The organism is Flavobacterium fryxellicola (assembly GCF_900143245.1).
GTDB lineage: Bacteria > Bacteroidota > Bacteroidia > Flavobacteriales > Flavobacteriaceae > Flavobacterium > Flavobacterium fryxellicola.
In genome coordinates, this window is record NZ_FRDK01000002.1 from 520,513 (window position 1) to 532,992 (window position 12,480).

12 protein-coding genes and 1 tRNA gene are annotated in these 12,480 nt (G+C 34.8%); 7 read left to right on the top strand and 6 right to left on the bottom strand.

Annotated features, from left to right (window positions below):
- Nucleotides 1-15 precede the first annotated feature (15 nt).
- Nucleotides 16-2,502: a DUF5686 and carboxypeptidase regulatory-like domain-containing protein gene (locus tag BUA03_RS06055; protein WP_066077732.1), complete on the top strand. Its 2,487-nt coding sequence runs from the start codon at nt 16-18 to the stop codon at nt 2,500-2,502.
- Between the two features lie 253 nt (nt 2,503-2,755).
- Here the strand turns inward: BUA03_RS06055 and BUA03_RS06060 are convergent, their stop codons facing one another.
- From BUA03_RS06060 to BUA03_RS06075, 4 genes are all read right to left on the bottom strand, one after another.
- Nucleotides 2,756-3,625, bottom strand: coding sequence for a cation diffusion facilitator family transporter (locus BUA03_RS06060; protein WP_066077729.1), 870 nt, complete (start codon nt 3,623-3,625; stop codon nt 2,756-2,758).
- 112 nt (nt 3,626-3,737) lie between these two features.
- The gene (murA, locus tag BUA03_RS06065) at nt 3,738-5,048 is read right to left on the bottom strand and encodes a UDP-N-acetylglucosamine 1-carboxyvinyltransferase (protein WP_066077728.1); all 1,311 of its coding nucleotides are present in this window, start codon (nt 5,046-5,048) and stop codon (nt 3,738-3,740) included.
- Nucleotides 5,049-5,127: 79 nt separating this feature from the next.
- Nucleotides 5,128-5,853: a DUF4290 domain-containing protein gene (locus BUA03_RS06070; RefSeq protein WP_066077725.1), complete on the bottom strand. Its 726-nt coding sequence runs from the start codon at nt 5,851-5,853 to the stop codon at nt 5,128-5,130.
- A gap of 87 nt (nt 5,854-5,940) precedes the next feature.
- Entirely contained in the window at nt 5,941-6,225 is a 285-nt protein-coding gene (locus BUA03_RS06075; RefSeq protein ID WP_066077723.1) for a DUF493 family protein, read from the bottom strand.
- A 147-nt stretch (nt 6,226-6,372) separates the two neighbouring features.
- Between BUA03_RS06075 and BUA03_RS06080 the strand changes: the two genes are divergently transcribed.
- The 5 genes from BUA03_RS06080 (at nt 6,373) to BUA03_RS06100 (ending at nt 10,942) form a co-directional block, all read left to right on the top strand.
- Nucleotides 6,373-6,912, top strand: a complete 540-nt coding sequence (locus BUA03_RS06080; protein ID WP_066077721.1) for an AAA family ATPase — start codon at nt 6,373-6,375, stop codon at nt 6,910-6,912.
- A 57-nt stretch (nt 6,913-6,969) separates the two neighbouring features.
- A complete protein-coding gene (locus tag BUA03_RS06085; RefSeq protein ID WP_066077720.1) occupies nt 6,970-8,865 on the top strand; it encodes a RecQ family ATP-dependent DNA helicase in 1,896 nt (631 codons plus the stop codon).
- Nucleotides 8,865-9,812 carry a methionyl-tRNA formyltransferase gene (gene fmt, locus BUA03_RS06090; RefSeq protein WP_066077718.1) on the top strand — a complete coding sequence of 316 codons (948 nt, stop codon included), beginning with the start codon at nt 8,865-8,867 and terminating at the stop codon, nt 9,810-9,812. The genes BUA03_RS06085 and fmt overlap by 1 nt, the downstream gene beginning before the upstream one ends.
- Nucleotides 9,813-9,990: 178 nt before the next feature.
- A complete protein-coding gene (locus tag BUA03_RS06095; protein WP_066077716.1) occupies nt 9,991-10,263 on the top strand; it encodes an HU family DNA-binding protein in 273 nt (90 codons plus the stop codon).
- 118 nt (nt 10,264-10,381) lie between these two features.
- Nucleotides 10,382-10,942: a YqgE/AlgH family protein gene (locus BUA03_RS06100; protein ID WP_066077714.1), complete on the top strand. Its 561-nt coding sequence runs from the start codon at nt 10,382-10,384 to the stop codon at nt 10,940-10,942.
- Here BUA03_RS06100 and BUA03_RS06105 read toward each other — a convergent pair.
- Together BUA03_RS06105 and BUA03_RS06110 are read right to left on the bottom strand one after the other, a co-directional pair.
- Nucleotides 10,939-11,778, bottom strand: coding sequence for an aminotransferase class IV (locus BUA03_RS06105; protein WP_066077713.1), 840 nt, complete (start codon nt 11,776-11,778; stop codon nt 10,939-10,941). The two genes, BUA03_RS06100 and BUA03_RS06105, sit on opposite strands and share 4 nt — an antisense overlap.
- Nucleotides 11,779-11,833: 55 nt before the next feature.
- Nucleotides 11,834-12,226, bottom strand: a complete 393-nt coding sequence (locus BUA03_RS06110) for an START-like domain-containing protein (RefSeq protein WP_066077711.1) — start codon at nt 12,224-12,226, stop codon at nt 11,834-11,836.
- 154 nt (nt 12,227-12,380) lie between these two features.
- On the opposite strand from BUA03_RS06110, the gene BUA03_RS06115 reads away from it, so the two are divergent.
- Nucleotides 12,381-12,454 (top strand) — tRNA-Met (locus BUA03_RS06115).
- Nucleotides 12,455-12,480 lie beyond the last annotated feature (26 nt).

Sequence of the window (12,480 nt, forward strand, 5' to 3'; positions counted from 1 at the left end):
AGAGAAAAAACTTTCATGAAAAAACACTACTTACTTTTACTGTTCTTAAGTTCCTTTGCTTGTACAGCGCAAATAAAGGGAACCGTTTCTGATGAGAAAGGCAATCCTTTGCCTTTTGTCACTATTTTCCAGGAGGACACCTACAATGGAACAACTTCTAATGAACAAGGAAACTTTGAATTTAATGTGAAGACTAAAGATAAACAAACGGTTGTCTTTCAATTTCTAGGCTTTAAAACTCAAAAAATAGCGATAGAGACCAACAAATTACCTTATTCCATTAACATTAAAATGATCGAAGAAAGTTTTTCATTGAACGAAGTGATCATCAACAAGAAAAACAATCCAGCTTTGGCAATTATAAAAAATGCTATTGCTAGCAGAAAACAAAATACGGAAAAAACAAATCGGTTTAATGCCGACTTTTATTCCAGAGGTATTTTTAAACTGAAAAATGCACCTAAAAAAATATTAGGACAAAAAATTGGTGATTTGAATGGTTCTTTGGACTCTACAGGAACAGGGATCATCTCTTTATCTGAAACCTTTTCGAAAATATCTTTTGAGAAACCCAACAATTTAAAAGAAGTAGTTACTGCTTCTAAAGTAAGTGGTAGGGACAATGGATACAGTTACAATACGGCTCGATCTTCCTTCTATGACTTCTACGAAAACACCATTGATTTTGGTGTTCAAATGATTTCGCCAATAGCAAATAACGCTTTCAACTACTATAATTATAGGTTAGAAAGTACTTTTATTGACGAGAATAAAAATATGATAAACAAAATAAAAGTAACTGCAAAACGGGATAGCGAACCTGTTTTTGAAGGATACCTATATATTGTAGAAGATTCATGGGCAATTTACGCAGTAGATTTAGACATCAAAGGCTATCGAATGAAGGAAGAATTTGTTGATGTGATGACTTTAAAACAAAACTTTAGCTACAACAATAGCAATAAAATTTGGGCTAAAAATACTCAAAGCCTCGAAATTACAGCTGGTGCTTTTGGTATAAAATTTAATGGGAAATACAATTATGTGTATAGTAATTATGAATTTATAACTGCCTTTGCCGCCAAAACATTTACCAATGAAATTACCCGTATCGAAATAGCGGCCAATAAAAAAGACAGCCTTTTCTGGAACGCGAACAGACCCATTCCGCTAACGCTCGAAGAAAGTACGGATTACGTTAGGAAAGATAGTATTTACAAAGTGCGGAATTCTGAAAAATATTTAGACTCTATTGATAGAAAAGACAACAAGTTTAAACCAATGAAGGTACTCAGCGGTTACACCTATAAGAACAGTAAAGAAAAATACAGTCTCAGTTATGAAGGTTTATTAAACCTAGGTTCACTAAGTTTTAATACCGTACAAGGGTATAATTTTGATTCTGGATTCCGCTATACGAATTGGAAAAACCAAGAGGAAAAAGGCAAATACACTTCTATCAGCACCAAACTCAATTATGGCTTTGCTGAAGATCGCTTGCGTGTAACTGGTCAATTCATCCATCGTTTTAATAAAATGAATTATGCAACTTTCTATTTAATTGGAGGAAGCTCCGTGAAACAATTCAATCCGAATGAACCCATTAGTAAAGTTATAAACACTATAAGTTCCTTGGCATTCAAGAATAATTTTATGAAGTTGTATAATTTGGAATCGCTAGCAATAGGATACAATCAAGATATTGCCAATGGAGTAAATCTTGGAGGAAAGGTAGAATACCAGCAGCGCAAACCATTATCTAACAACACTGATTTTTCTTATTTTAACAAAAATGATTTATATTCTTCCAATAATCCTTTGGCCCCGAATGATTTTACCACTCCAGCATTTGAAAAACATCATGTAACCAAAGCCAATTTACTTGCAAAAGTAAATTTTGGAAACAAGTATTCCTCCCGTCCAGACGAAAAATTTAACATTAGAAATGAAAAATATCCGACACTTTACCTCGGATATGAAAAAGCATTTGCATCCAATGATAAAAAATACGAATTTGACCACTTCAACACCCGATTAACCTATGATTTGACGATGGGAAACAAGGGCGTTTTAGGCTTGAATTTAAAAGCCGGAAAGTTTATGAATGCAGATAATATAGCTTTTATCGATTATAAACATTTCAATGGGAATCAAACCCATATTGGACAAACCGAACGCTATTTGAATGTATTCAACTTGCTGCCTTATTATTCTAACAGCACAAATGACAGTTATTTTGAAGCACATGGCGAGTACAACGACAAAGGGTATATTCTGAATAAAATACCATTGTTAAATAAACTAAAATCGACTTTAATATTAGGCGCTCATGCATTGTCTACTCCAAATACCAAACCCTATACGGAAGTCACTGTTGGCTTGGACAATTTAGGTTTTGGTAAATTCAAAATGCTCCGCGTCGATTATGTTCGTTCCTATCAAAATGGTTTTCAAGGGGATGGTGTAGTTTTTGGCCTTAAATTTTTAAATATATTGGAGTAACTGGCTCACTGAACATCTACAAAAAAGCTAGATGAAGAGCATGAATTATGAGGTAGCTACAGCATTTAATAAAAAAAGAGAATTAGGGAATACTGTGTATCTTAAAATAAAAAAGGATTCAAAAAAAGGAGCAGATTTAAAAATCTACTCCTTTTTTTATTGCGTATCTGCTATGAAATCGATAGTGTAACTAAATTATAGTTCTTCCTCAACACAAAGAGTTAATCTGAATATTTTAGTATACGGTCTAATTTTAGTCGTTTGGCTCCACGTGAATCAACACATGTCCGAGTTCTGGGATTTCTTCTTGTAAAGTATCTTTAAGTTTGTGAGCCAAATCGTGCCCTTGTTTTACGGTAATATTTGAATCAACCGTCGCATGCAAATCGACATGATATTGCATTCCTGCTTTTCTAATAAAACATTTTTCAGTATCCAAAATTCCATCTACTTGCAGGGAAACAACTCTAATCTGAGCTATTAAATCATCGTATAAATGTTCGTCCATAATCTCGCCTAAAGCGGGTCGGAATATTTGATAACTGTTGTATAAGATGAATCCCGAAGCAAAAAGTGCTGCCCAATCATCAGCTGATTCATACCCGTTACCTAAAATTAAAGCAATTGAAATCCCAAGAAATGCCGCAATAGAAGTTATAGCATCACTGCGATGGTGCCACGCATCCGCTCGTAGCGACGAACTGTTAGTTTCTATACTTCTTTTCATCACTACCCTAAAAGAATATTCTTTCCAAATAATAATGGCGCCAAGAACAAGTAAAGTCCATGGTTTTGGCAATTGATGTGGTGTTCCTATATTGACAATACTTTCATAAGCAATAATCATAGCTGAAGTGATTAAAAAACCGACTACCAAAAAGGTAATTAACGGCTCAGCCCGACCGTGTCCGTACGGATGATTTTTATCTGCCGGCCTATTGGAATATTTAATTCCAAACAACACTAAAAAAGAAGCAAAAATATCAGTAGTAGATTCAATTGCGTCAGCAATCAAGGCATAAGAATTTCCAAAAAAACCGGCCAACCCTTTGACAATGGCCAAGAAAGTGTTTCCAATGATACTAAAATAAGTTGCCTTTATTGCTGTTTGTTCGCTTGACATGCGCTTTGTTTAAGAAGGATTTAAAACTAAAATCGTTTAAATAAACCACTTGGATTTTGAAATTCAAATCCTTTATGGTCTACTTAAACGAAATTTTTTATGATTTAGTTGATTATGCGCGTACAATATTAGCTCCAATAGCTCTCAATCGTTCATCTATTCGCTCGTACCCTCTATCGATTTGCTCAATATTTTGAATGATACTCGTTCCTTTAGCAGAAAGTGCCGCAATCAATAAAGAGATTCCCGCACGAATATCTGGCGACGACATGGTTGTTGCTTTTAATTGTGATTTAAAATCATGTCCCATAACAACGGCACGATGTGGATCACAAAGCATGATTTTTGCTCCCATGTCAATCAGTTTATCAACAAAAAACAACCTACTTTCAAACATTTTTTGATGGATTAAAATATCCCCTTTTGCTTGCGTGGCCACTACGAGAACAATACTCAATAAATCTGGTGTAAATCCAGGCCAAGGCGCATCAGCAATTGTTAATATAGAACCATCAATATCAGTTTTTACTTCATAACCATCTACGTGAGCAGGAATGAAAATATCATCTCCTCTGCGTTCTAATGTGATTCCTAATTTTCTAAATGTATTTGGGATTAATCCAAGGTTATCCCAGCTCACATCCTTTATCGTAATCTCAGATTTAGTCATAGCAGCCAGACCAATCCAACTTCCTATTTCGATCATATCAGGAAGAATTTTATGCTCGCAACCACCTAAACTTTCAACTCCTTCAATAGTCAATAAGTTAGATCCTACACCTGTTATTTTAGCCCCCATAGAATTCAACATCTTGCATAGTTGCTGCAGGTAAGGCTCACAAGCAGCGTTGTAAACCGTTGTTTTTCCTTTGGCCAAAACAGCAGCCATAACAATATTAGCGGTGCCGGTCACAGATGCTTCATCCAGTAACATAGCAGCACCTTTTAATCCTTTAGGCGCTTCTACCCCATAAAAATGATCTTCCCTATTGTAACGAAATTTGGCACCAAGATTTATGAATCCTTCAAAATGGGTATCTAATCGTCTGCGTCCTATTTTATCTCCACCTGGTTTTGGAATGTATCCTTTACCAAATCGTGCTAAAAGTGGTCCAACAATCATAATAGAGCCTCGTAATGACCCGCCTTCTTTCTTGAATGCCTCTGTTTCCAGGTACTGTATATTCACTTCGTCTGCTTGAAAAGTATACGAGCCAGATCCGTTTTTTTGGATTTTAACTCCTAAATTTCCTAAAAGCGTAATTAGTTTATTGATGTCAATAATATCCGGAATATTATTGATAATCACTTTTTCAGGAGTTAAAAGAACGGCACATAAAATTTGTAACGCTTCATTTTTGGCTCCTTGTGGCGTGATTTCTCCTTTAAGACTAATGCCGCCTTCTATTTTAAAAATTCCCATTTTTTTTAGGTTATGGATTATCGGGCATGGGTTGTGAGTTGCTACTTAAAGAACAAATAACTTATGACCAATAACTGTTTTACAAAGGTTTTCTGTTTTGGTTTTTGTGCACTGGATTTGGTTTTCCCGTTTTTGTATTCTTATTACTAAGAATTTTGGGTTGTCCTACCGGCAAGATTTTATTAGAAACCCGTTTATTGGTGCGTAACAAATCAGTGGTATTTAATAATTCTTCGGTGCTTTGAATCAAATTCAACTTGCCATCGGACAATTCATATAAATGTTCAAAAATAACATCATCTTTTACAGTGTCTTTGTTCCAACTCAAATAGGACTTTTTCATGTGATTAGCGATTACTTTCACTAAAGCGCTTTTCATCTCACCATCCTCCCATTTATTGGCTACATCAATCATGTATTTAATGTTGTTGCCGTAGTACCTGTATTTGGGAAAATTCTGCGGGTATTTCAGGACATCCGGTTTTAATTGCAACACCTCGCGGGAAGGAATTGGATATGGAGAATCAGCATCCAATTTAAAATCAGACATAATAAAAAGTTGATCCCACAATTTGTGCTGAAAATCAAGAACATCACGCAAATGAGGATTCAAACTACCCATAACCTGAATAATGTATTTTGCCGCTTTGTTGCGTTCAACACTATCTTCAATTTGAGTGGCTTGATCAATCAATTTCTGCAAATGGCGGCCATATTCTGGAATGATTAAATGCGATCGCTCTGCATTGTATTCCAAATGATGCACCACATCGTTCGAGTTTTCTTTAATATATTTTGAATTCATATTCGAATGTATCTGTTTTGATTCGTATGTTTTTTTTCGAAAATTAGTAGTATTCGAACATAGTTCCTCAACTATTTTAGTATGTATCTAAAGGGAAATAATTCCTTTTATTGTAGAAACTTCTAGGTATTTATCTACTATTTCTTGTGAATTTTTCACGGTGACATCTACAGATATGCTGGTAAACTTCCCTGTCTTGGATTTTGTAGTTTTTATAACCGAACCCATGCAATCAAAAGCCAACTCAACACGTTCTACATTATCACTTTCTGTTGGTACAATAAATTTAAATAAGTATTCTGCTGGCCATGTATTACTCATATCCAACTCTACTTTCAATCTATCATAAAATTCTTCGGTCTTCTTGTCCATTTTCTATTTAAAAATAAAGGCAAATATACTGTTTCAAACGTACATTATGAATTTTGAATTATGATTTTTTACCGAAACGCATTTTAAAAGCAATGATTTTTTCAAATCCCAATAAGTTTAAGTAAATTTGCCCCTTATTTTTTAAAAGTGCAAAAAGAAATCATAGTTATTATTGGCGGTCCCGGAACAGGTAAAACAACTATCATCGGCGGATTGGTCGCTAAGGGACATTGCTGTTACCCTGAAATTTCTCGGGAAGTTACTTTGGAAGCAAAAAAACAAGGAATCGAACAACTTTTTCTTGAAAAACCTTTGTTATTCAGCGAATTACTGCTTGAGGGACGAAAGAAACAATTTTATAATGCTACCAAAGAGCCTCATGAAATTGTATTCATCGACCGTGGGATTCCAGATGTTTTAGCGTACATGCATTATATTGGCGACAGCTATCCAGCCACTTTTGATATAGCCTGTCGTGAACATACCTATTCAAAAATTTTCATTCTTCCGCCATGGGAAGAAATTTATATCAGCGACGATGAACGTTATGAAAACTTTGAACAAGCCAAACTTATCTACAATCATCTAACGGAAACGTATCAAAATTACGGCTACAATCTTATAGAAGTGCCAAAAGATACGATGGATAACCGAATTCTTTTTATCTTAGATGAAATTTCTAGATAACTCACATGTTTAGAATTTACGATTGAGGATGTTTTAATGGACTGAAACGGGTAATCTATGCAAGAAGCAGTAGCAATTCTTCAAAAATATTGGAAACACGACAAATTCAGGTCGCTTCAAAACGAAATCATCAACTCCGTTTTGAGCGGTCACGATACTTTTGCATTGATGCCTACCGGCGGCGGTAAATCAGTTTGTTTTCAAATTCCGGCTTTAATGAACGAGGGCATTTGTTTGGTAATCTCGCCTTTGGTAGCGTTAATGAAAGATCAAGTTGCTAATTTGCAAAAGCGAAACATCAAAGCTATAGCATTGACCGGCGGCATTCGATCCGAAGAAATGATAGATTTACTGGACAATTGTCAATTTGGAAATTATAAATTTCTCTATTTATCACCAGAACGATTACAATCGGATTGGATATTGGAAAGAATAAAAAATCTTCCCATAAATTTAATAACTATCGATGAAGCGCATTGCGTATCACAGTGGGGACATGATTTTCGACCCGCTTATTTAAAAATTTCAGCATTAAAAAAACATTTTCCAAAAACTCCTTTTTTAGCGCTTACCGCCACTGCAACACCCAGAGTCAAAGAAGACATCATTAAGGAGTTAGGATTGCAGGAACCGCTTATTTTCGAGAAATCATTTGCAAGGGAAAATATTGCTTATATGGTTTTTGAAGTAGAAGACAAACTATTTAGAATAGAACAAATCCTAAAGAAAAATCCACAACCCTCAATAATCTATGTGCGAAACCGAAAATCATGCCTTGAAATTTCGTCACAATTACAAGCATTAGGATTCAGCGCCACCTATTATCACGGAGGACTTTCATCCAAAGAAAAAGACAAAAACATGCAGTCCTGGATGCAGGAAAAAGTACAAGTGATTGTGGCTACCAATGCTTTTGGAATGGGAATTGACAAAGCCAATGTAAAAACCGTTATTCACATCCAACTGCCAGAAAACATAGAAAACTATTATCAGGAAGCGGGACGCGCAGGAAGAAATGGAGAAAGAGCGTTTGCACTATTATTGACCAGTCCGTCTGATAGTATTCAGGCCGAAAATCAATTTATGAATATCCTTCCAGATAAAAAGTTTTTGAATCTAATGTACCTCAAGCTGAATAACTATTTTCAAATCGCTTATGGAGAAGGCATTGATGAGCAGTTTACCTTCAACTTGCACCATTTTTGTTTAAAATATGAATTCCCCACTTTGAAAACCTACAATGCACTGCAATTTTTGGATAGACAAGGAATTATTAACTTGTCCCAAGAGTTTTCAGAAAAAATTACCTTACAATTCCTTATTTCTTCCAAAGAAGTGATTCGGTATATAAGTTTAAACCCGAACGATGAAGAAATCATTCTGGCTGTTTTGCGCACTTATCCGGGAATTTATGAAATGCAAACTGCGTTCAATTTACAATTGATTGCCAAAAAATCAAACCATAAGGAATCTGAAATACAAGCCGTTTTACATAAATTAAAAGAAAAAGAAATTATAGACTATCATTCTAAAAACAATGATGCAACCTTAATTTTCAATGAAGTACGAGAAGATGACCGCACGATAAACAGGGTTGCTAAACATTTAGAGAATCAAAACCAGTTAAAAAAAGAGCAACTACAATCCGTCATTCATTACGTAAATGAGAAAGGAGCTTGTAAAAACAAGTTAATTCTAGACTATTTTGGTGAAAAAACAACGGTTGATTGCGGTATTTGTTCATTTTGCATCACCAAGAAAATTAAGAAAAAAGATACTACGCTACTTTCTAAAGAAATTATTACGTTACTGCAAGCCGAAGATTTAAATTCAAGAGCTATTCAAAACAAGACTAAAAACAGTCCAGACGAAGTTATCTTTGTGCTTCAGAATTTATTAGAAAACAATACTATTTTGGTTAAGCCAAATAACAAATACACCTTAAGATCATAATGGAAAAATTACGAATTATTTTTATGGGAACACCTGAATTTGCCGTTGGAATTCTGGACACAATTATCCAAAATAACTATGACGTTGTTGGGGTTATTACCGCTGCGGACAAACCAGCTGGTCGGGGACAAAAATTAAAATATTCCGCTGTAAAAGAATACGCATTGGCTAACAACCTTACATTATTGCAGCCTATCAGTTTAAAAGAGGAGACTTTTCTTGCTGAACTAAAAGCATTAAATGCTAACCTGCAAATTGTAGTCGCCTTTAGAATGTTACCAAAAGTAGTATGGGAAATGCCGTCTTTAGGTACTTTTAACCTTCATGCCTCACTCCTACCTAATTATCGTGGTGCCGCCCCTATAAATTGGGCTATAATAAACGGCGAAATTAAAACGGGCGTCACCACCTTTTTTATTGATGATAAAATTGATACTGGCGCAATGATTTTAAGTTCGGAAATACCCATTGCTGCAAACGAAAACGCAGGTCAACTACACGATCGATTAATGGACTTGGGAAGTAAAACCGTCGTTGAAACCCTTGAAATGATCGAAAAAGGAAATGTAACCACGATGGTCCAGAAAGACAACGCTAGTATAAAAACAGCGTACAAACTCGACAAGGAGAATTGCAAAATCGACTGGACAAAATCAGCTTTGGAAATAAACAATTTGATACGAGGTTTAAGTCCTTATCCTTCGGCATGGTGCTTTTTTTCAGATAAAAATGAAGAATGGAATGTTAAAATATACGACGCCAGAATTAGTACTGAGGAACACAATTACGCCATTGGGAGTTTAATTTGTACCAAAAAAGAAATGAAGGTTGCGGTAAAAAACGGATTTATCCAAATACTTCAGCTACAGTTTCCAGGCAAAAAGAAAATGAGTACTCCAGAATTACTAAATGGGCTTTCATTTTCAGTTAATGCAAAAGCCTATTAAAGTCAACAAAAACGGGGTTTTTTTGACTTTAACCAGAAATAATCGTTGATTTATGAACAAAAAAATTAAGTTATCAACAAAATAAACTAAATTAACACAAAACACTTGCAAGGAACGTATTTCCTATTAAATTTGTGTATTAACAATTTTTTATAACCAACAATTAATAACTATTATTATGAACAAATCAGAATTAATCGATGCTATCGCTGCTGATGCAGGAATAACAAAAGCTGCAGCAAAATTAGCTTTAGAGTCATTTTTAGGAAACGTAGGAGGTACTTTGAAAAACGGTGGAAGAGTATCTTTAGTAGGTTTCGGATCATGGTCTGTTTCTGCTAGAGCTGCAAGAGACGGTAGAAATCCTCAAACAGGAAAAACTATCCAAATCGCTGCTAAAAATGTAGTGAAATTTAAAGCAGGTGCAGAATTAGAAGGTGCGGTAAACTAGTTTTAGTTCCCCCTATATAAGCAAAACCTTCCATCTGGAAGGTTTTTTTATACGTTTCAACGATTTTATTTGGCATAATAATAATAAAAAACTTAAATTTAATAAAAAATCTACTCCGATGATCACAGATAAATTAAAAAAAGGATATTTGCTTATAGCAGAGCCTACGATAATAGGGGATTTGTCGTTCAATAGATCGGTAATTTTATTAGCTGACTATAACGAAGAGGGGTCCGTTGGTTTTATTATTAATAAACCTTTAAAGTACACGATACACGATTTGATACCAGATATTGAGGCACGCTTTAAGATTTACAATGGTGGTCCCGTGGAACAAGACAATCTTTATTTTATCCATAACATCCCAGAACTGATTCCCAACAGTATTGAGATATCGAATGGAATTTATTGGGGAGGAGATTTCGAATCTACAAAAGAACTGATCAACAAAGGAGAAATAAGCAATGATAACATCCGATTCTTTTTAGGGTATACCGGCTGGCATGAAAATCAATTAGAAAGCGAAATGGAAAGTAATTCATGGATCATCACCGCAAATAGTTACGAGAACAAAATTATAGGAAAATCAGCTACGCACTTCTGGAAAGAGCAAATCATGGAATTAGGCGGAGAATATGTCATTTGGTCAAATGCACCAGAAAATCCATACCTAAATTAGGTATTCCTAATCATTTCATTAAGTTTTTCTAACAGTTGCATCGCTGTATTCGTTTCAAAACTCTTTTTACGGTATTGGGTTATCGGTTGAATTCCTTTTATAACATTGGTAACAAATAATTCATCTGCTTTTTGAAGGTCAAACGGAGAGATGACTGCCTCCTGCACCTCTAAATTTTCCATTTTTTTAGCCAAATTTAGAATTTGTCTTCTCATTACACCATTTAAGCATCCTTCAGAAACGGGCGGCGTAATCAATTTATCGCCTAGTAACATAAAGATATTTCCTTGCAAGGCCTCAACTACGTTTTTACTATCATTTAGCAATAAGCAATTGTCTAAACCATTTTCATTTGCAAAAATGCTTCCTGTTATATTTATAATTTTATTGGTCGTTTTAATTGACGAAAGTAATTGTTTTGTGACATAGAAGTCCTTGTACAAATCTACTTCATACTTCTTTTTTTCAACTTCATATAAACTATTTTCAAGTGGCTGACTGTAAATTAGGAACGATATTGTATTATTTTGTGGTAAATAGTAGCCACCATCATTTCTATAAACCGTAATACGAGCACGGGCTGAAGTCGAGAAACCATTTGCGGCTACCACCGAAAGAATTTGCTCTTCCAAATATTCCATAGTAAAATTCATGGGAATTTCCATTCGAACCACCCGCATAGAAGACATCAATCTAAAGTAATGATCTTCCAAAAAAAGAATTTTATTGTCTATTATTTTAACTGTTTCAAATACACCATCACCGTATAAAAAAGCACGGTTTTGGATCAATATATTGTCGTCCTGAGACACGATGGTTCCATTAAAATTAATCATAAAAAAAGCCCTAAATTTTATTCAGGGCAAATATAAGTCATAAAATATGATTTTACTACACAGAACCAATGAGATGTTTCAGATCCGAAATTTGATTTTCCCACAATAGTGTAGCTTCATCTACCTCATCTTTGTCAGCAAAATCAACAACCATTAAGGAAACGTCTTTGGTAAGTTCATCGACTAAGATATGCAATTCAAAAAAGTACTCGGTATCTTTACTGTTTTCATCAACCCATTTGAATTTCACCTTTTCACCTGTTTTCTTAGAGGCTAATCTTGCTTTTTCCTCGGAGTCATTCCAAATAAAAGTAAAGAATTCGCCACGAGAATTTACATTATCGGCAAACCATTCAGACAGACCTGATGGAGTCGATATATATTGATACAATAATTGAGGCGAGGAATTTATGGGGAACTCGATTTCGTAACGTACTTTTTGATCCATGAGTTGCGTTTTATTTTTCCGAAATATATAGAATATAACTACAAAAAAAAAGTGTTTTGAAAAATATTTTTTTTTATTAAAAATATACTTGCAAGCTCTAATATTATTTTTATATTTGCACCCGCGTTCAAGGGCAGTATTCCTTGGAACATTTGGCGAGATAGCTCAGTCGGTTAGAGCGCAGGATTCATAACCCTGAGGTCCCGAGTTCAAATCTCGGTCTCGCTACTAGATTAAAATCAATAAGCAAGCGG

Coding starts and splice junctions, on each gene's coding strand:
- BUA03_RS06055 (WP_066077732.1), top strand. CDS start 16: ATGAAAAAACACTACTTACTTTTACTGTTCTTAAGTTCCTTTGCTTGT.
- BUA03_RS06060 (WP_066077729.1), bottom strand. CDS start 3,625: ATGTCAAGCGAACAAACAGCAATAAAGGCAACTTATTTTAGTATCATT.
- murA (WP_066077728.1), bottom strand. CDS start 5,048: ATGGGAATTTTTAAAATAGAAGGCGGCATTAGTCTTAAAGGAGAAATC.
- BUA03_RS06070 (WP_066077725.1), bottom strand. CDS start 5,853: ATGAATTCAAAATATATTAAAGAAAACTCGAACGATGTGGTGCATCAT.
- BUA03_RS06075 (WP_066077723.1), bottom strand. CDS start 6,225: ATGGACAAGAAGACCGAAGAATTTTATGATAGATTGAAAGTAGAGTTG.
- BUA03_RS06085 (WP_066077720.1), top strand. CDS start 6,970: ATGCAAGAAGCAGTAGCAATTCTTCAAAAATATTGGAAACACGACAAA.
- fmt (WP_066077718.1), top strand. CDS start 8,865: ATGGAAAAATTACGAATTATTTTTATGGGAACACCTGAATTTGCCGTT.
- BUA03_RS06095 (WP_066077716.1), top strand. CDS start 9,991: ATGAACAAATCAGAATTAATCGATGCTATCGCTGCTGATGCAGGAATA.
- BUA03_RS06100 (WP_066077714.1), top strand. CDS start 10,382: ATGATCACAGATAAATTAAAAAAAGGATATTTGCTTATAGCAGAGCCT.
- BUA03_RS06105 (WP_066077713.1), bottom strand. CDS start 11,778: ATGATTAATTTTAATGGAACCATCGTGTCTCAGGACGACAATATATTG.
- BUA03_RS06110 (WP_066077711.1), bottom strand. CDS start 12,226: ATGGATCAAAAAGTACGTTACGAAATCGAGTTCCCCATAAATTCCTCG.